Here is a 19,583-nt window from a genome sequence, read left to right on the forward strand (position 1 = left end):
CAAATCGGCCTTTCGCCCTCTCAAGGATATGCATATGACCTCGTTCCGACCGCTCAGCTTGCCGCCGCTGCTCTGGGCGCCTCTACTGATGCTCTCATGGACCACGGCATTGGCCGCTGACGACGATCACCTGGTGGTCGGGACCGGTGAGCGTGTCGAGGCCAATGACCGGGTCATCGATACCACTGGCGCCGGGATCGATGCCGTTCTGGTGCAGGCGGGGGGGCAGCTGCACACGCACAACCTGAGCCTGTCGACCTGGGGCGCGCAGGCGCGTGGAATCCGCCTGCAGCACCCCGGTAGCACCTTGGTGGCCAGCGGAAGGCTGGAGATCACCACCTGGTATGACGCCGGCCACGGCGTCTGGGCCAGCGAATCGGCCCAGGCCCGGATCGAACAGGCCGCCATCCAGACCCATGGCGACCAGGCTCACGGGGTCTACCTCAGGACAGCGGAAGCGACCTTGGGCGGTGGCAGCATTCATACCCGAGGCGCGCAAAGCCATGGGTTTTATGCCCGCGACCAGTCACAGCTGAGCGCCAGCAACCTGCAGATCGTTACCGAGGGCGAACGGGCGCATGGCGTGGTCATCAAGGACAGCAGGGCAGCGCTCGAGCAGACCCATGTTCACGCCCAGGGCCAGGAGGCCAGCGCCGTCTCCATGGATGGCGCAAGCCTTGACGTGCAGGGCGGTTCGTTGCAGTCGCAGTCGGGCCCGGCGGTGCGCATCGCCGGCGTCGGCAACCAGCTCAGCATTGGCGGCGCCTATGTGGCGAGTGCTCAAGGCGCTGTATTTCGGCTGGAGAACGGGACCCGCGCCACTGTTCAGGTCAACGACTCGACCCTGTCTGCTGCTGGTGGCACTGGCGAGATCCTCGACCTGGGAGAAAACGTGCAGCTGGACCTGGTGATCGACCGCAGCGTCGTCCACGGCAATCTCACGGTGGAGCAGGGCAGCGAGGTCAACGTTTCCTTGCGCAACGGCACCCGGCTGGAAGGGCAGCTGAGCGGGGTCGGCGAGCTCGAAGTGGAGGCTGGCGGTTATTGGCAGGTGGCGGGCAACAGCCAGATCGACCGACTGCTGATGTCCGGCGGGCAAATCAGCTTCGGCGACGTCGGGGCCTACCAACGCCTGGCACTGGGCGAACTGAACGGCGAAGGCCTCTTCAACCTGCGACTGGATGCCAACCAGCGTCTGACGGATTTGCTCGACGTCAGTGGCCGAGCCGAGGGTCGTTACCAGGTCAGGCTGCAGGCCAGTGGTGCCGAACCCGAGGCCGGCTTCGAGCCGCTGGAGGTGATTCGCACCGGCGGGGGTGACGCCGAGTTCAGCCTGGTCAACGGTCGGGTCGATCTCGGCGCATTTTCCTATGGTCTCGATCGCCAGGGCGACAGCTGGTACGTCTCGGCCGAGCGCGGCGGCGTCAGCCCCTCGACCCGCACCGTGCAGGCGCTGTTCAACACCGCGCCGAGCATCTGGTACGGCGAGCTGAGCACGCTGCGCAGCCGCATGGGCGAGGTACGCGGCAGTGGCCAGGGCGGGGCGTGGATGCGCAGCTATGGCAACCAGTACAACGTCGACACCGGTGGCGGCCTGGGTTATCGGCAGCGGCAGATGGGCCTGTCGCTGGGGGTCGATACCGTCGCTCGCAGTGCCGACAGCCAGTGGCTGGTGGGGGTGCTCGGCGGTTACAGCCATTCGGACCTGAGCCTGTCGCGCGGTTCCAGCGGCCAGGTCGACAGTTACTACCTGGGCGCCTACGGCACCTGGCTGGCCGACAGCGGCTGGTATGCCGACGCGCTGGTCAAGGCCAACCAGTTCCAGAACCAGGCCGACGTGCGCATGAGCGACGGCGCCCGCGCCCGTGGCGACTATGTCAGCCACGGTCTTGGCGCCTCGCTGGAGCTGGGCAGGCACATCAAGCTGGGCGAGGAGCTGTTCGTCGAGCCGTTCACCCAGTGGTCCGGCCTGCTGGTCGGTGGCCGCCAGTTCGAACTCGACAACGGCCTGCGTGCGCAGAACGCCAGCACCGGCTCGCTGCTCGGCAAGGCTGGCGCGACCCTGGGCCGTACCCATCAGCTGGCCCAGGGCGGCATCGTCCAGCCGTACCTGAAGGCGGCGCTGGCCCATGAGTTCGCCCGTGGCAACGGGGTCAAGGTCAACGGCCATCGCTTCAAGAACGACCTGGCGGGCAGCCGTGGCGAGCTGGGCGCCGGGGTGGCGGTGGCGATGTCGTCGAACCTGCAGCTGCACGGGCATGTGGATTACATGGGCGGCGAGCAGATCGAGCAGCCGTGGGGGGTGAATGTGGGGATGCGCTATGCGTTTGATTGAGAGCCGCCAGATCAAACCGGCCTGGCGGCGAGAAGCCGCCGGGCCGAATGATCTGGCTACCGGTTGAACCGTTCTACCAACGAATACTGACTGTTGGCCGTACGGGTCAACTCCTCGCTCAACAGCGCCGAGCTCTGCGCCTGTTCGCTGGTGGCGTCGGCCAGGCTCGAGATGGTGCTGATGTTGCGGCTGATTTCCTCGGCCACCGAGCTCTGCTGCTCGGTGGCGGCGGCGATCTGAGTGGCCATGTCGGTGATATGTGCGACGGCCTGGCTGATGCCCTGCAACGCCTCGTCGGCCTGCTGGACCCGCGCCACGCCTTCTTCGGCCTGGCGATGGCCGGCGTCCATGGTCTGCACTGCGGCCGTCGCGGTCTGCTGCAACTTGGCGATCAGGCCGTGGATCTGCCCGGTGGATTCGGCAGTGCGCTGCGCCAGTTGGCGCACCTCGTCGGCCACCACGGCGAAGCCGCGGCCCATCTCGCCGGCCCGCGCCGCTTCGATGGCGGCGTTCAACGCCAGCAGGTTGGTCTGGTCGGCGATGCCCTTGATCACATCCACCACGCCGCCTATCTCGTCGCTGTCCTTGGCCAGCTGAGTCACGGTGCGCCCGGTGGCGCCGACCGAGTCGGACAGTTTCTGGATGGCCAGGCGGGTCTCGCCGGCGATGTCACGGCCCTGGCCGGTCAGGCGGTTGGCTTCCTGAGTCGCCTCGGCAGTGCGTTGCACATGACTGGCGACGTCCTGGGTGGTGGCGGCCATCTGGTTGATGGCGGTGGCCACCTGCTCGGTCTCCACGCGTTGGCGTTCCAGGCCCAGCGAGCTCTGGTGCGCCAGGCTGTCGGACTGCCGGGCCTGGTCAGTGAGGTGTTCGGCGGTGTCCTGCAGGCGCGTCAGGCAGGTTTTCAAGCGCGCTTCCTGGCTCAGCAGAGCCATTTCCAGGCGCGCCTGGGAGCCGCGGCTGTCGGTGTACATCTGGGCGATCAGAGCGTCGGAGGTGGTCTGGTCGGCCAGTTTGAGCAGGCGCTTGATGCCGCGTTGCTGCCAGCGCAGGCCGAGCAGGCCCAGTGGCACCGAAAGCACGGCGGCGAGGGCGAAGCCCCAGTGGGTGTTCAACCAGGCGCCGATGAGAAAGCCGATCTGGCTGATCAGAATGAACGGCAGCCAGTCGCGCAGCACCGGCAGCCAGCGGTCGCTGGTCGGAATCGCCGATTTGCCTTGGTTGAGCCGCTGATACAGCGCCTGGGCGCGAGTGATCTGCTCGGCGCTAGGCTTGATGCGCACCGACTCGTAACCCACCACCTGGCGGTTCTCCAGGATCGGCGTGACATAGGCGTTGACCCAGTAGAAATCGCCGTTCTTGCAGCGGTTCTTGACGATGCCCATCCACGGCTCACCGCGCTTGAGGGTGGCCCACATGTGTTCGAACACGGCGACAGGCACGTCCGGGTGGCGCACGGTGTTGTGCGGGGCGTGGATCAATTCCTCCCGGGTGAACCCGCTGATCTCGACGAAGGCATCGTTGCAATAGGTGATGGCGCCCTTGGTGTCGGTGGTGGAAATCAACCGCTGCTGCGCCGGGAAAGAGCGTTCGCGTTGGGTGATGGGCTGGTTGTTACGCATGAGTATGATCCCGCAAGGCTTTGTGAGAGTGTCGGCCCCGATGCGAAGGAGTTGAGCAGCAAATGTCGGGTTTCGCGGGTTTGGTTGATCCAGGTCAATAAAAACCCGGTTTCTCAAAGCTTCAGCGGATAGCTGAACAGAGTGAAGTGCAGCAGATTCACGCAGAAGTGGCACAGCACTGCGCAGGCCAGCCCGCCTCGCTGCCAGGCGACGCCATAGCCAATGCCGGCCAGTGTCGCCAACGTGAACCAGGCCCAGCCGCCGCCCAGGTGCGCCAGGCCGAACAGCAGTGATGACAGCAGCACGGCCAGCAGTGCGCCATGGCGGTGTGGTTGCAGGCGCTTTTGCAGGAATGACAACAAGTACCCACGAAACAGCAGCTCCTCGGTCAAGCTCACCAGCAGCAGGTTGTTGGCAACCCACAGCCCTCCCGCCTGCGGCCATTTCGGTGCCCAGGCCACGGCACCGATGAGCAAGGCCAGGCCGAACACCAGGGCCATGGTCAGGCTGGCAATCACTGGCGTCTGAGCTGCTACCGCGCGCCATGGCCTGGCAGCGATCACCCAGGGGCAGAACAGCAGCAACCAGAAGCCGATCAGAGGCTTGTCCAGATTGAGGTTCATGGAGAACGGCGGCGCGTCGGGACTCAGGGTGACTTGATCGATCACCAGGGCGTTATCGAAGCCAGGCAGGGCATGGAAGCCTAATGCCATACCTACGAGCACGAAGCCGGCATGGCCTATGGGCCGCACCCTGGCGTGTCGAGTCGCCAGGCCAAGCAGTACCAGCAAGACCAACACTGGCACGCTGGCCTTACCCAGATGGCCGTAGTGCCAGGCCATGGCATAGCCAAGGCTGAGAAGAACAAGGGCGATCCCACGCCAATACTGCATAACGGCATTCCCGAGCGATGGCGGCCCATGGCCTGGCTTCTATCCTGCAGCGAGGGTTGGCACGGGGAGAGAAAGAACCTTCCCGGGCCAGCCCTCGCTCAGACTGGAAGCCGAGGTTAACACCTCAAGCCGCGATCAACTGCCGCAAAACATAATGCAAGATGCCACCGGCCTTGAAGTACTCGATCTCGTTCAGGGTATCGATGCGGCACAGCAGCGGCACGGTCTGCGTGCTGCCGTTCTCGCCGGTGATGTTCAGGGTCAAGGTCATGTGCGGTTGCAACTGCGCGCCGGTCAGGCCGACGATCTCAAGGGTTTCACGGCCGCTGAGTTCGAGCGTCTTGCGGCTCTGCCCGCCGGTGAATTGCAAGGGCAGCACGCCCATGCCCACCAAGTTGGAACGGTGGATGCGCTCGAAGCTCTCGGCGATCACCGCCTTGACGCCCAGCAGGTTGGTGCCCTTGGCTGCCCAGTCGCGGCTGGAGCCGGTGCCGTATTCCTGGCCGGCGACCACCACCAGCGGCGTGCCGTCCTGCTGGTAGCGCATGGCGGCGTCATAGATCGCCAGCTTTTCACCGCTAGGGATATACACGGTGTTGCCGCCTTCCTCGCCGCCGAGCATTTCGTTGCGGATACGGATGTTGGCGAAGGTGCCGCGCATCATCACTTCATGGTTGCCGCGGCGCGAGCCGTAGGAGTTGAAGTCGCGCGGCTCCACGCCCTTCTCGCGCAGGTAGCGGCCTGCGGGGCTGTCAGGCTTGATGTTGCCGGCCGGGGAGATGTGGTCGGTGGTCACCGAGTCGCCCAGCAGCGCCAGAATGCGGGCGCCGCGCACATCGCTGATCACCGGCAACGGCCCGGCAATGTCTTCGAAGAAAGGCGGATGCTGGATATAGGTGGAATCGTCCTGCCACACGTAGGTAGCCGCCTGGGGCACTTTGATGGCCTGCCATTGCGCGTCGCCGGCGAACACTTCGGCGTACTCCTTGTGGAACATGGCCGTGTCGACCTGGGCCACCGCGTCGGCGATCTCCTGACTGCTCGGCCAGATGTCGCGCAGGTACACCGGCTCGCCATCGCTGCCGGTGCCCAGCGGTTCACTGCTGATGTCGATGCGCACGCTGCCGGCCAGGGCGTAGGCGACCACCAGGGGCGGCGAAGCCAGCCAGTTGGTTTTGACCAGCGGGTGCACGCGACCTTCGAAGTTGCGGTTGCCGGACAGCACCGACGCCACTGCCAGGTCGCCGCTCTGAATGGCTTTTTCGATGGGTTCGTCCAGCGGGCCGGAGTTGCCGATGCAGGTGGTGCAGCCGTAGCCCACCAGGTCGAACCCCAGCTCGTCCAGATAGCGCGTCAGGCCAGCGGCTTTGTAATAGTCGGTGACCACCTTGGAACCGGGGGCCAGCGAAGTCTTGACCCAGGGTTTGCGTTGCAGGCCTTTTTCCACGGCCTTTTTCGCCACAAGCCCGGCGGCCATCATCACGCTGGGGTTGGAGGTGTTGGTGCACGAGGTGATGGCGGCGATCACCACGGCGCCATGGCGCAAGTGGTGGGTTTCGCCGCCCCAGGTGTAGAGGATGTCGCCTTTCTGGTCGGCGTTGCCGACCGCCACGCCACCGCCGCCTTCGCTCTCCAGGCGGCCTTCGTCTTGGCCCGATGGCTTGAGCTGCAGGCCGCGGAAGTCGTCGAAGGTCTGCTTGACCTTGGGCAGGGATACGCGGTCCTGAGGGCGTTTGGGCCCGGCCAGGCTGGCTTCGACGCTGTCCATGTCCAGCGCCAGGGTGTCGGTGAACACTGGCTCCTGGCCGGGCAGGCGCCACAGGCCCTGGGCCTTGCTGTAGGCCTCGACCAGCTTGACCGTGGCCTCCGGGCGACCGGAGAGGCGCAGGTAGCCCAGAGTGATGTCGTCGACCGGGAAGAAGCCGCAAGTGGCGCCGTACTCCGGGGCCATGTTGGCGATGGTCGCGCGATCGGCCAGCGGCAGGTCGGCGAGGCCGTCGCCGTAGAACTCGACGAACTTGCCGACCACTCCGTGCTTGCGCAGCATCTGCGTGACAGTGAGCACCAGGTCGGTGGCGGTGATGCCCTCCTTGAGTTTGCCGGTGAGCTTGAAGCCGATCACTTCGGGGATCAGCATCGATACCGGCTGGCCGAGCATCGCGGCCTCGGCCTCGATGCCGCCCACGCCCCAGCCCAGCACGCCCAGGCCATTGATCATGGTGGTGTGCGAGTCGGTGCCGACCAGGGTGTCGGGGAAAGCGTAGGTGCGGCCATCCTCTTCCTTGGTCCAGACGGTGCGGCCAAGGTATTCCAGGTTGACCTGGTGGCAGATGCCGGTGCCCGGCGGCACCACGCTGAAATTGTCGAAGGCGCTCTGGCCCCAGCGCAGGAAGGCGTAGCGCTCGCCGTTGCGCTGCATCTCGATGTCGACGTTCTCGCCGAACGATGCCTTGTTGCCGTAATGGTCGACCATCACCGAGTGGTCGATCACCAGGTCCACCGGCGACAGCGGGTTGATCCGCTGCGGGTCGCCGCCGGCCTTGGCCACGGCAGCGCGCATGGCGGCGAGGTCGACCACCGCTGGCACCCCCGTGAAGTCCTGCATCAGGACGCGGGCAGGGCGGTACTGGATCTCTCGGTCAGAGCGCCGTTCGTCGAGCCAGCCGGCCAGCGCCTTGAGGTCATCGCCAGTGACCGTCTTGCCATCCTCCCAGCGCAGCAGGTTCTCCAGCAGGACCTTGAGCGACATGGGCAGCTTCTGCAGGTCGCCCAGCTGACTGGCGGCATCGGGCAGGCTGAAGTAGTGATACTGGCGCTCGTCGACCTGCAGCGTCTTGAGGGTTTTCAGGCTATCGAGGGAGGGCATTGACCTTCTCCTTGCGCGGCCCGCACGGCACGGGCCTGTGGCTTCGGTTTATAAAAAGGACTGTCTGGCATGTCCGGGGTTCCGATTTCCTTTATCATGCGCCGATTTGCACGGCCTGCCTGTGAGCGTTAGATGAATACGTTGTTTATGCACTGCCGCCCCGGCTTCGAAGGCGAAGTCTGCTCGGAGATCGCCGACCACGCTGCCCGCCTGGGGGTGGCCGGCTACGCCCGCGCCAAGCCGCAGACCGCCTGCGCCGAATTCATCTGCCATGAGCCGGCGGGGCCGTTGCGGTTGATGGAGCAGCTGCGTTTCGCCCAGTTGATCTTCCCGCGCCAGTGGGCCCGTGGCAGCCACGTCGAACTGCCGGAAACCGACCGCATCAGCGTGCTGCTGGCCCAGCTGCAGGACTATCCGCTGTTTGGCAGCGTCTGGCTGGAGGTGATGGACACCAACGATGGCAAGGAGCTGTCGAACTTCTGCAAGAAATTCGAAACGCCGCTGCGCAAGGCCCTCGAGAAGGCCGGCCGGCTGCAGGACAATCCGGCACTGCCGCGCCTGCTGCTGACCTTCAAGAGTGGTCGCGAGGTGTTCCTGGGCGTCGCCGAAGCCGACAATTCGGCGATGTGGCCCATGGGCATCCCGCGCCTGAAGTTCCCACGCGAGGCGCCGAGCCGCTCGACCCTCAAGCTGGAGGAAGCCTGGCACCATTTCATCCCGCGCGAGCAGTGGGATGAGCGCCTGTCCGGCGACATGACCGGCGTCGACCTGGGTGCCGCGCCCGGCGGCTGGACCTACCAACTGGTGCGCCGCGGCATGCTGGTGACCGCCATCGACAACGGCCCGATGGCCGAGAGCCTGATGGAAACCGGGCTGGTCCAGCACCTGATGGCCGACGGCTTTACCTACAAGCCCAAGCAGCCAGTGGACTGGATGGTCTGCGACATCGTCGAGAAGCCGGCGCGCAACGCCGCCCTGCTCGAGACCTGGCTGGGCGAGGGCCTGTGCCGCGAAGCGGTGGTCAACCTCAAGCTGCCGATGAAGCAGCGCTACGCCGAAGTGCAGCGCCTGCTCGAACGCATCGAGGAGGGCTTCGAGGCACGCGGCGTGAACGTGGCGATCGGCTGCAAGCAGCTGTACCACGACCGCGAGGAAGTGACCTGCCATCTGCGGCGGCTGGATATCAAGAAGCGCTGAATCTGTTTGAACGAGTGTCTGGAGCGAACATGAGCGAGATCAACCAAGCCACCCCGGTCGACGGCGTCCTTGACGCCACCGGCCTCAACTGCCCGGAACCGGTGATGATGTTGCACCAGCATATCCGCGACCTGACCCCCGGCGGCCTGTTGAAAGTCATAGCCACCGACCCGTCGACCGAGCGCGACATTCCCAAATTCTGCGTGTTTCTGGACCACGAGCTGGTGGGCAAGGCGGTAGAGGGCGGGACATATCTTTACTGGATTCGCAAGAAGGCGGGGTGAGCCGGTTGATACGCCTTGAGATTCGGTCATGGCTACCAACGGCCGCCCACGCGGCCTCTCGGGGGCTTTGCCCGCTCCCACGTCGAAGGCGCAACACCCCACGACGTGGGAGGGGCATGGCCCCGAGAGGCCGCCAGGCCGGTGTGATCTTCCGAGCGCCTGGCGAAATGTTCAATATGGCCACCACCGGCCGCGCGTGCGGCCGGTGGTGGCCATATTGAAACCTCAAGCCATGCCCGCCGACCATCAAGCCCCCCGCCGAATCCGCTTGCGCGCACTGCGCACCACGCGAATCGCCAGCATGATCGCCGCGCAGGTCAGGCCGACGATCAGCCCTTGCCATAGCCCACTCGGGCCGCGCGCCGCGCCCAGCCAGTCGGTCAGGCCGAGCACGTAGCCCACCGGCAGGCCGATGCCCCAGTAGGCGAACAAGGTCAGCAGCATGGTCACCCGGGTGTCCTGGTAGCCGCGCAGGGCGCCGGCAGCGGTGACCTGCACGGCGTCGGAGAACTGGAACAGCGCCGCGTACACCAGCAGCATCGCCGCCAGCCCGATCACCTCGGGGTCGGCGGTGTACACCGCAGCAATATGCTCGCGCCCCAGCAGCATCAGGCTCGCCGAAAAGCAGGCATAGACCAGCGCGGTGGCGATGCCCACTCCAGCGGCGTAGCGCGCCTCGCGCGCCTGCCCACGGCCGAGGGCCTGACCGACGCGCACGGTCACCGCCATGCCCAGCGAAAACGGCACCATGAACACCAGCGAGCTGACGTTCAGGGCGATCTGGTGTCCGGCCACCACTGTGGAGCCCAGGCTGCCGATCAGCAGGGCGATCACCGCAAAGATGCTCGACTCGGCGAACACCGCAATGCCGATGGGCATGCCGATCGCCAGCAGTCGCTTGAGAATCGCCCACTGCGGCCACTGGAAGCGCCCGAACACCGCCGCCTGGCGATAGGCTGGGGCCCAGCGCACCCAGCCGGCCATGCCCAGCAGCATCGCCCACATGACGATGGCCGTAGCCCAGCCGCAGCCCACGCCGCCCAAGGCGGGCATGCCGAAGTGGCCGTAGATGAACACGTAGTTGAGTGGAATGTTCAGCATCAGCCCGCACAGCCCCAGCACCATGCTCGGGCGGGTGCGGCCCATGCCGTCGCTGCAGCAGCGCAGCACGTGATACAGGGCCACCGAAGGCAGCCCGCTGGCGATGCCGCGCAAGTAGTCCATGCAGGGGCCGACCAGCAGCGGATCGACCTTCATCAAGTGCAATACCGGCTCTGCATTGAGCAGCAGGGTAGTGGCCCCAAGCCCGGCGGCGAGTGCCAGCCACAAGGCCTGACGCACGATCGGGCCGATCTCGGTGACCTCGCCGCTGCCATAGCGCTGCGCGACCTTGGGCGTGGTCGCCAGCAACAGGCCGGTCATCAACAGGAACACCGGCACCCAGATGGAGTTGCCCAGTGCCACGGCGGCCAGATCGCGCGGCCCGACCCGACCGGCCATGACCGCGTCGACGAAGCCCATGGCGGTGTGCGCCAACTGGGCGATGATGATCGGCCCGGCGAGGCTCAGCAGGGTGCGCAGTTCCAGGCGCAGGCGCGGGCCTCGGCCCAGGCTGAGCCCGGTGTTGTTTGAGTTGAGGAGTGTCTGGGTCATAGGATCCGTCGCAGCCAGGTGTGCGACCCGGCAAACGCGGCATTCTACGCCTTGACGCCTCGGTCAGGAAATAGTCGCTGCGGGCGGGATGACGACCACGGCGCCAGCGCCTACACTGGCGGGCTTGTTCAGGAGCCCTTGCATGTTGATCGTAGCCGACGAAAATATCCCGCTGTGTGAAGCCTTCTTTGGCGGTTTTGGCGAGATTCGCCGGGTGCCGGGTCGAACCCTGACCCGTGACAGTATCGGCGACGCCCAGGTCCTGCTGGTGCGCTCGGTGACCCGCGTCGACCGCGCGCTGCTCGAAGGCAGCCAGGTGCGCTTCGTCGGCACCTGCACCATCGGCACCGACCATCTGGACCTCGCCTGGCTGGCTGAAGCGGGTATCGAGTGGGCCAGTGCCCCGGGCTGCAATGCCCGGGGAGTGGTCGACTATGTGCTGGGCAGCCTGCTGACCCTGGCCGACCTGGACGGCGCCGAGCTGGCCGCGCGGACCTATGGCGTGGTCGGCGCCGGCCAGGTCGGCGGCCGCTTGATCAAGGTGCTGCGCGGCCTGGGCTGGACGGTCAAGGTCTGCGACCCGCTGCGCCAGGCCGAAGAGGGCGGTGACTATGTCAGTCTCGACGAGGTGATCGACAGCTGCGACGTGATCAGCCTGCACACGCCCCTGGCGCGCGGCGGCGAGCACCCCACCTGGCACCTGTTCGACGCGCCGCAGCTGGCGCGCCTGCGTCATGGCGCCTGGCTGATAAACGCCGCGCGCGGTGCGGTGATCGACAACCTGGCCCTGCGCGAGCTGCTCACCGCGCGCGACGACGTGCAGGCGGTACTCGACGTCTGGGAGCACGAGCCCGGCGTCGACCCCGCGCTGGCCGACCTCTGCGTGCTGGCGACGCCGCACATTGCCGGCTATAGCCTGGACGGCCGCCAGCGCGGCACCGAACAGATCTACCGGGCGCTGTGCCAATTCCTGCAGCAGGCGCCGAGCATCGAGCTGGTCAGCCTGTTGTCCGCCGCCTGGCTCAGCGAGCTGCGCCTGCATGCCAGTGCCGATCCAGCCTGGGCCCTGGCGGCGGTGTGCCGCAGCGTCTACGACCCGCGCAGCGACGACAACCGATTTCGCCGCACCCTGGGCCTGGACGCCGCCGGCCAGCGCGCAGCGTTCGACGCTCTGCGCAAGAATTACCCGCCGCGCCGCGAGATCGACGGGCTGGCCGTGAGCATCGCTGGCGATTGCGAGGTATTGCGGGGGATGGTGGAGGCGTTGGGCTGCCGACGCGTCTGAGCCGCTGCACAAATGGCAGTGCCGGCCCGTAAGAATGGGAAGCGCACCTGAGAGGCCGGTTTGGCGCTGCATGAAAAAACCCGGCGCAATGGCCGGGTCATTTATTCACGCGCGACTCAATTATCCTTGACCGGCCTTGCCGGGTTGACCAGGCGCTTTTCCAGTTCCAGGCAGGCACTCTGGATCATTTCCTCGGTGATCGGCACTTCGCGGCCGTCGACGTCGATCCAGGAACCGCCCAGGGTCGGGGCCGAGCGGCTGTGTTGCGCAGGGGCGGCGCGTTCGCCGCTGTGGTGCAGGTTCATATCGATCTCCTCATCGGTTGCACGCAGGCTAGCGCCGCTGGATGTCTTGCGTGTGACAACGGCTGCAGCGGCGCCTGTGCATGCTGACTCAAGGATGAAATTGGAGTTCCACGAGGTCCATGAAGGCCGACAAGGTGTAGGCTTGCAGCCTTCTTCGTCCGCTGTGAGTCTTCGATGATATCGCTGTTCTCCTCTCGTCAGCGCCATGCGGTGCGCCTGGCCTGGCGCTTCATGCGGCCGTATCGCTGGCAGGCGCTGGGCGCGCTGCTGGCGCTGGTGGTCACCGCCGGCATCACTTTGTCCATGGGCCAAGGCATTCGCCTGCTGGTCGACCAGGGCTTCGTGACCCGTTCGCCCGAACTGCTGCAGCGTTCGATCGGGGTCTTCCTGCTGCTGGTGCTGGGGTTGGCTGCCGGCACGTTCACGCGCTTCTACCTGGTGTCATGGATCGGCGAGCGCTGCGTGGCGGACATCCGTCGGCACGTATTCAATCACCTGCTCGAACTGCACCCGGGGTTCTACGAGGACAACCGCAGCTCGGAGATCCAGTCGCGCCTGACCACCGACACCGGCCTGCTGCAATCGGTGATCGGCTCGTCGATGTCGCTGTTTCTGCGCAACCTGTTGATGGTCATCGGTGGTGTGGTGCTGCTGTTCATCACCAATCACAAGCTGACCTTGATCGTGGTGCTGGCCCTGCCACTGGTGCTGCTGCCGATCCTGCTGTTCGGCCGACGGGTGCGCGGTCTGTCGCGCCAGAGCCAGGACCGCATCGCCGATGTCGGCAGCTACGTCGCCGAGACCCTCGGCCAGATCAAGACCGTGCAGGCCTACAACCATCAGGCTGAAGACCGTCGGCGCTTCGCGCTGACGGTCGAACAGGCCTTCGACACCGCCCGCCAGCGCATCCTGCAGCGCGCCTGGCTGATCACCCTGGTGATCCTGCTGGTGCTCGGCGCCGTGGGGGTGATGTTCTGGGTCGGTGGCATGGATGTCATCGCCGGGCGCATCACCGCCGGCAACTTGGCGGCGTTCGTGTTCTACAGCCTGATCGTCGGCAGTTCGTTCGGCACCCTCAGCGAGGTCATGGGCGAGCTGCAACGGGCTGCCGGCGCCGGTGAGAGGATCGCCGAACTGCTGCAGGCGCGCAGCCAGATCCACGCCCCGGCCAGCGGGTTGCAACGCTTGCCCGAGCGGGTCAAGGGGCGCCTGGAGCTGCAGGACGTTCAGTTCGCCTATCCCATGCGCCTGGATTCGCCGGCGATCCGCGGCCTGAGCCTGACCGTCGAACCGGGCGAAACCCTGGCCCTGGTCGGCCCTTCCGGGGCGGGCAAATCGACCCTATTCGAACTGCTGCTGCGCTTCTACGACCCCCAGCACGGGCGCATCCTGATCGACGGCCACCCCTTGCCGGACCTGGACCCCAGCGACCTGCGCCGGCATTTCGCCGTGGTCGCGCAGCACCCGGCGCTGTTCTTCGGCTCGGTGCAGGACAACCTGCGCTACGGCCGGCCCGATGCCAGCGACGCACAGGTGCGCGAGGCGGCTCGTATCGCCCATGCCGACGAGTTCATCATGGCGCTGCCCAATGGCTACCAGACGCACCTGGGCGAAGCCGGGCTGGGCCTGTCCGGTGGCCAGCGCCAGCGGCTGGCAATCGCCCGGGCATTGTTGGTGGACGCCCCCATCCTGCTGCTCGACGAAGCCACCAGTGCCCTCGACGCGCAGAGCGAACACCTCATCCAGCAGGCGCTGCCCAGCTTGATGAAGGGCCGTACCACCCTGGTGATCGCCCACCGCCTGGCCACGGTGCAGGGCGCCGATCGCATTGCGGTCATCGAGAATGGGCAGGTACAGGCGGTGGGAACCCACCGACAATTGATTGCGCAGAACGCGCTGTACGCTCGGCTGGCGGCGTTGCAGTTCGCCAGCTGAGGCAGGTCAAGGGGTCAGCAGCGGGCGCCGACCGCTGCGTGACTTAGCGGTATTGGCACAGGTAGGCGGTTTCCACTGCGACCTTGAGCTGGAACTTGCTGTTGGCAGGCACGTTGAACTGGCTGCCGGCCTCGAAGGTTTCCCAGTCGTCGCCGTCTGGCAGCTTGACCACCAGGGCGCCGGATACCACGTGCATGATCTCGCGTTGGGCGGTGCCGAACTCGTACTCGCCTGGGGCCATCACGCCGATCGTGGCAGGGCCCTCGGGGGCTTCAAAGGCGATGGACTTGACGGTGCCATCAAAGTACTCGTTGACTTTGAACATGTAGCGATCTCCTCGAAATGTGCGTAGATGAACGGAACGGCTGAAAAAAACGCTCGCCAGTATGCCCAAGCAGCCGGAAGCCGTCACCCGTATTCAGCGTAAAATTAACTCTCCGGTCGGTTCATTGTGCCGGCAGCGTCAACGGCAGCAGCCGGGCGGTGTTGCGCGCGTCCTCCAGCGCTCGGTGCTGCTGCCCGCAAAACTGCAGCCCGGCCAGCTGCAGCGCGCTGTGCAGGCCCAGCGGGCGTTGCAGCTGGCGGGCCTTGGCGAAGCGCTGCTTGAGGTTGATGTGTGGCAGCTCCTGCATCAGGCTGTGCAACTGCTGGCGCTGCCATTCCAGGCGCAACTGCTGGCGGTCGTAGTCGCCCCAGCTGACCCACGCCTGCAGCTGCGGCTGGTAATGGCTCAGCCACCGCTCGAACTGCGCCCAGACCGCGCTCAGCGGCGCGGCGCTGTCGATGTCGGCCTGGCCGATGTGGGTCAGTTGACGGCAGAAGGGCGTCAGCAGCGGCCGTCGCTGCGGCTTGACGAAGCGCTGGAAGTGGTCGATTTCGCGGCCTTCACGGTTGACCAGCGTGGCGCCGATCTCGATGATTTCCATGTCCTCGACCGGCCAACCGCCTTCGTCGGTGGTGGCCTCCAGGTCGATGACCAGCCAATGCGGCATATAGAGCTCCCAATCCGGTGCTCGTTCACCGGCGGCTTGAGTGATCGACAGGGGCGCGAACGGGCGCTCACGACACAGTGCCAGAAACGTGCTGAACACGTACACCGATCCACATTACGCCAGTTGCGTCGTCGCTGCCTATGGGGGCCGCAGCCTCGCCACCGCGCGTGGCTATTGCCGCACGCTCTAAAAAAGCCTAGCTTCATTCGGATCCAACGGCTACGTAACAGGAATCGCTCTGTGCCCGCACCTTTCTCTCGCCCGCCCCGGGGGCTTTTCCGCTGGCTGATCCTGGCTGCAGCGGCCGTCTTGAGCGCCAGCGCCCTGGCGGCCCAGGAAGTGCGTATCGGTGCCGCGCATTTTCCGCCCTACGTCAGCAAGCCGGAGGAGGGCGGGAACATCGGCCTGCTGCCGCAGATGGTGGACGCGTTGAACAACCTTCAACAGGAGTATCACTTCGTCATCGTGCCGACTTCACTGCCGCGGCGGTTCCGTGATTTCCAGCAGGGCCGGGTCGACATGGCCATCTTCGAGAATCCCGACTGGGGCTGGCAGGACATCCCCCACGTCAGCGTCGACCTGGGGTTGGAGGACGCCGAAGTCTTTGTCGCGCACCGCAGCGAAGGCCGTGAACAAAGCTATTTTCGCAACCTGGACGGCAAACGTCTGGCCCTGTTCAGCGGCTATCACTATGCCTTTGCCGGGTTCAACGCCGACCCCCGCTACCTGCTGCAGCGCTTCAACGCGACCCTGACCTACTCCCACGACAGCAACCTGACGTTGATCCTGCGCGACCGCGCCGACATCGCCTTGATCACCCGTTCGTACCTGAGCGACTTCATGGCACGCAACCCGGACACGGCCGAGCAGTTCCTGGTGTCCGAACGGGTCGATCAGGTGTACCACCATTACGCGCTGCTGCGGCCCAACGGCCCGATCAGCGGCGAGGAGTTCAACCGCTACCTGCGCAGGCTGCATGACAGCGGCGAACTGACCCGCATCTTCCAGCCCTATCGAATCGCCGTGGTGCCCCTGGCCGCCAGCGAGAGCCTGGCACGCAATGGCCAGGCCGGGCGTTAAGGGCGTCCTGAGCGATATCTACTGCCACTCACTGCGTCACCTTCGGCAACCTGCATTTTTGTCGATCAGGAGCGCCGTCAATGAGCACCGAACTGCTGGGTTACTCCGAGGCCCACTGGCAGGCCGTCGCCGGGCAATGGGCCAATGAGTTTCCGGATATCCATGCCCTGGCTCGCGAGCAGGCGGCCGCTCTGCTCAAGCGTCTGGGCGTGCCCGAGCTGGAGCCCGACCAGGTCTGGTGGCATCGCTTCGACCGCGCCAACAGCAGCCCGCACACCTATACCGGGTGGGAGCACAGCGGCCGGCCGGTAGAGTCGCTGACACTGGTCGAGCTGCTGATGCAACGCTATGCGGCCAAGGATCAGGACAGTCTCGACAATCTCCAGGTAGAAGGTGGGTTTTACCGCGACGGGCCAGCCCATGGCGTTTTCGACGAGCGCAACGAGGTGCGCTTGCTGGCTGTACAGGTATCCGAGGAATTCTGGAACATCGATTTTGCGGCCCTCTACCAACGACGCTTGACGAACTTCTGGCAGCGACAGGGCCACAACTTCATGCTGCTGGCCAGGCTGGCCTTGCGCGCGGCCATCCTGGCCGCGCGGCAACGTCGCCAGTTGCAGGTTGCCGACCTGAAGTTGCTGCAGGGTTTGTACGACGGAACATCCAGCGCGGCGGTCCATCCCTTCAGCCTTGGCGCCTATCAAGCGCGGGACGTGCTGCGCGTAGTCGGCGCCGGCGGCCGGCAGATTCTCTATGTGCCAGGCGACAGCCGCGCGGTGCAAGCCTTTGCCAACCTCGACGAGCTGTACCAGTGGTTGCGCGAAAGCCTGGCCGACGAGGCCGGTCGCGAACGCCTGGCCAATCATTTCTCGCCCATCAGCGGCGAGCCTGGCGAACCGTTGGCCGATCTGCACGGGCTGTTGCTGAACATCGCCGGTGACGCCGAGCACGCCTACCGCCCGCTCCTCGACCAACAGCCCGCGGCAATCGACGGCGACCCCTGGCGCTGGCTGCGCGAGGAGGCCCAAAAGCAGATGCACGAGCAGGCGCGGACCCTGCTGACCAGCAATGCGCACTTGCGCCAGCAGATCTGGCTGCGCTATCTGGGCGCCTTCATCAGTGTCGGCGGCGCCTTGGCGCCTCTGGGTTGGCCGGCGGCTTTGGTGGTGGTCGGGGCGGGCTTCGTCAGCTTTGTGATGAACCTCGACAAGGCCGTCCAGGCCAGTACTGCGCAGGAGCGCCGCGAGGGCATCAGGGGGGCGATCATCAGCGCGGTGGCCATGGTGTTCAACGCACCGATGCTGTTCGAAGCCCGGGCCCCACTGGGCGAAGAGCTGGCGCAGGTGCCGGAATTGACCGAGCTGGCCACCGGCGACGTCGAGGCACAGTGGCGGCCGTTGAACGTGCTGCCGACGTTGCCCGCGCACAGCCAGGTCAATGCGTTTGGGTTGCTGCAACGCAGCGACATTGCCGTGCTCTATCATGTCGAACCCTTGCCTCGCGGTACCTCGCCCGCCGGCCTGGCCGAGCGCCTGCAGCCCACCCCGCATTTCGCCCAGGCCCCGCGGATGCTCGACGAGCCGGCCCTGCGCACCTTCGCCAGCGCGTCCGGCGCCGCCCAGTTTGCCAAGGCCGAGTTCGACGGGCCGTTCGTCATGCTGGAGATCGACAGCCAGGGATTGACGGCGGTGGCGTTCCGCGAAAATGTGTTGCATAACCCCGCCGCCCTGCTCAGGCACTGCGCGCTGGCGCCCGATGCACTGCAACATCAGGTGTTGGACGAAGTGGCCGGTGGCGCCTGGCTGTTCGACGAAGTGCACCTGGCGACCGACGGCCTGGACCCCAGTCACTGCCTGCCAGTGGCCGCCGAAGAGGTCGAGCGGCTGTCCGCCAGCCTGCCCGAGCTCGCCGGTCAGGCCGACCCCAGCGGCGTACTGCGCGGCGTCTACATTGCACCGCCGGGGTTCGGGCGCTACCTCACGGATTATTACATCGAGTTCGGTGGCTTCCAGCACCCCGTGCGCTATGACCCGCTTGGCGACTGCTGGCGTACCGAGGCCGGCCGCGGGTTTCGTTTCGATGAGGTGCAGGGGCGCTTTGTCGAATGGCCCGACGTCGCCGGCGCACTCCAGCGGCCGGCGATGGACATCGATCGCGCCGTGCAGCAGCTGGGCATCGAGGCTAGCTGGCCCTGGGACCTTGCGCCGCTGTCCGACACCGGGGGGCTGCCGATTCCACGCAAGCTGCACTGCGTCTGGCTGGGCAAGCAACTGCCGCGGCAATTCGTCAAGCGCGTCATTCATAACGCCGAAGCGGCCGGGCAGGGGCCCAACCCCTTCGATACCCACCTTTATCTGCACATCGAGGACCCGGCCGAACTCGAGAGCACCCTGCTGCGCCTGGCCGCCGGGCCGGCCCGCCTGAAGGTGCACATGCTCGAGCAGACGCCGTTCTTCGAGGCCTTTCGGCAAACCCGCTACTACGCGCAATATCGCGCCGCCGCCAGCGGTCCGGCGGTCAACTACGCGAGTGCCGTGGATGTGCTGCGCTACCGCCTGCTCCACAGTGAAGGGGGCGTGTATATGGACGTCGACGACTGGATCGAAAGCTCGGGCGATGGGCGGGGCAACTTTGCCGATGGCGAGTTCAAGGTGCAGCCCGGACAGCTGCTACTGAACAACCTGGTGTTCTTTCGCCGCCTGCAGATGCTGCTGGATTTCAATACCAGCAATTTTGGCTCGTTGCCGGACAATCCGTTGCTGGAGCAGATCAGCGCGGAAAGCTATCGCCGTTTCCTCGCCAACCCGGCTCTGTATGAGACGCGGCCTTACGATTACCTGCACACGGCGGCGCAAATGGATGCCTATGGCCGGCAGATCAGCCACACCACCGGCCCCGGCGTCTTCAATGACGTGATTGCCCGGCAGTTACCCGCCTGGCGACAGTTTCGCGGGCTCAGCCGCATTGCCCGAGGCGGCCTGTACCTGCGCCCCGCAGCGCGTGAAGCCTTGCTCGCCCAGTTGCGCGAACGAGCCAGGCATTACAGCGCGCTGGGCGGCCTGATTCGTATCGGCACCACGGGGAGCTGGTTGTACACCTGACGCGTGCGAAGGATCATAATGTGGCGTTAATGCAC

Annotated in this window: 14 protein-coding genes; 7 read left to right on the forward strand and 7 right to left on the reverse strand. The window is 65.8% G+C overall.

From position 1 onward, the window contains the following. Positions 1-34 precede the first annotated feature (34 nt). Positions 35-2,335 (forward strand): autotransporter outer membrane beta-barrel domain-containing protein, encoded by a 2,301-nt coding sequence (locus SFA35_RS08800; protein WP_320577348.1) that lies wholly within the window; start codon positions 35-37, stop codon positions 2,333-2,335. Positions 2,336-2,391: 56 nt separating this feature from the next. On the opposite strand, the gene SFA35_RS08805 is transcribed toward SFA35_RS08800, so the two are convergent. From SFA35_RS08805 to acnA, 3 genes are all read right to left on the reverse strand, one after another. Next, positions 2,392-3,957 carry a PAS domain-containing methyl-accepting chemotaxis protein gene (locus tag SFA35_RS08805; RefSeq protein ID WP_320577350.1) on the reverse strand — a complete coding sequence of 522 codons (1,566 nt, stop codon included), beginning with the start codon at positions 3,955-3,957 and terminating at the stop codon, positions 2,392-2,394. Positions 3,958-4,070: 113 nt separating this feature from the next. Continuing rightward, the gene (locus SFA35_RS08810; protein WP_320577353.1) at positions 4,071-4,850 is read right to left on the reverse strand and encodes a CPBP family intramembrane glutamic endopeptidase; all 780 of its coding nucleotides are present in this window, start codon (positions 4,848-4,850) and stop codon (positions 4,071-4,073) included. Positions 4,851-4,974: 124 nt separating this feature from the next. Next, positions 4,975-7,716, reverse strand: coding sequence for an aconitate hydratase AcnA (gene acnA, locus SFA35_RS08815; RefSeq protein ID WP_320577360.1), 2,742 nt, complete (start codon positions 7,714-7,716; stop codon positions 4,975-4,977). A 132-nt stretch (positions 7,717-7,848) separates the two neighbouring features. Between acnA and rlmM the strand changes: the two genes are divergently transcribed. Beyond that, positions 7,849-8,913 carry a 23S rRNA (cytidine(2498)-2'-O)-methyltransferase RlmM gene (gene rlmM, locus SFA35_RS08820; RefSeq protein ID WP_320577362.1) on the forward strand — a complete coding sequence of 355 codons (1,065 nt, stop codon included), beginning with the start codon at positions 7,849-7,851 and terminating at the stop codon, positions 8,911-8,913. A gap of 29 nt (positions 8,914-8,942) precedes the next feature. Next, positions 8,943-9,197, forward strand: a complete 255-nt coding sequence (gene tusA, locus SFA35_RS08825) for a sulfurtransferase TusA (RefSeq protein WP_320577364.1) — start codon at positions 8,943-8,945, stop codon at positions 9,195-9,197. A gap of 246 nt (positions 9,198-9,443) precedes the next feature. Here tusA and SFA35_RS08830 read toward each other — a convergent pair whose 3' ends face one another. Next, complete coding sequence (locus SFA35_RS08830) at positions 9,444-10,850, reverse strand: MATE family efflux transporter (RefSeq protein ID WP_320577366.1); 1,407 nt, start codon at positions 10,848-10,850, stop codon at positions 9,444-9,446. Between the two features lie 142 nt (positions 10,851-10,992). Between SFA35_RS08830 and pdxB the strand changes: the two genes are divergently transcribed. After that, positions 10,993-12,135, forward strand: coding sequence for a 4-phosphoerythronate dehydrogenase PdxB (pdxB, locus tag SFA35_RS08835; RefSeq protein ID WP_320577368.1), 1,143 nt, complete (start codon positions 10,993-10,995; stop codon positions 12,133-12,135). Between the two features lie 116 nt (positions 12,136-12,251). Here the strand turns inward: pdxB and SFA35_RS08840 are convergent, their stop codons facing one another. Then, positions 12,252-12,440 carry a PA1571 family protein gene (locus SFA35_RS08840; RefSeq protein WP_320577370.1) on the reverse strand — a complete coding sequence of 63 codons (189 nt, stop codon included), beginning with the start codon at positions 12,438-12,440 and terminating at the stop codon, positions 12,252-12,254. Between the two features lie 174 nt (positions 12,441-12,614). On the opposite strand from SFA35_RS08840, the gene SFA35_RS08845 reads away from it, so the two are divergent. Beyond that, positions 12,615-14,375, forward strand: a complete 1,761-nt coding sequence (locus SFA35_RS08845; RefSeq protein ID WP_320577373.1) for an ABC transporter transmembrane domain-containing protein — start codon at positions 12,615-12,617, stop codon at positions 14,373-14,375. A gap of 43 nt (positions 14,376-14,418) precedes the next feature. On the opposite strand, the gene SFA35_RS08850 is transcribed toward SFA35_RS08845, so the two are convergent. Both SFA35_RS08850 and SFA35_RS08855 read right to left on the reverse strand, forming a co-directional pair. Then, a complete protein-coding gene (locus SFA35_RS08850; RefSeq protein ID WP_320577375.1) occupies positions 14,419-14,700 on the reverse strand; it encodes a pyrimidine/purine nucleoside phosphorylase in 282 nt (93 codons plus the stop codon). A gap of 121 nt (positions 14,701-14,821) precedes the next feature. Next, entirely contained in the window at positions 14,822-15,367 is a 546-nt protein-coding gene (locus SFA35_RS08855; RefSeq protein WP_320578922.1) for an exonuclease domain-containing protein, read from the reverse strand. A gap of 291 nt (positions 15,368-15,658) precedes the next feature. Here SFA35_RS08855 and SFA35_RS08860 point away from each other — a divergent pair, with 291 nt between their 5' ends. Together SFA35_RS08860 and SFA35_RS08865 are read left to right on the forward strand one after the other, a co-directional pair. After that, positions 15,659-16,447, forward strand: coding sequence for a substrate-binding periplasmic protein (locus SFA35_RS08860; RefSeq protein WP_414058532.1), 789 nt, complete (start codon positions 15,659-15,661; stop codon positions 16,445-16,447). An 80-nt stretch (positions 16,448-16,527) separates the two neighbouring features. Then, positions 16,528-19,548, forward strand: coding sequence for a dermonecrotic toxin domain-containing protein (locus SFA35_RS08865; RefSeq protein WP_320577377.1), 3,021 nt, complete (start codon positions 16,528-16,530; stop codon positions 19,546-19,548). Positions 19,549-19,583: the final 35 nt, after the last annotated feature.

It is taken from the genome of Pseudomonas sp. HR96, from assembly GCF_034059295.1.
GTDB lineage: Bacteria > Pseudomonadota > Gammaproteobacteria > Pseudomonadales > Pseudomonadaceae > Aquipseudomonas.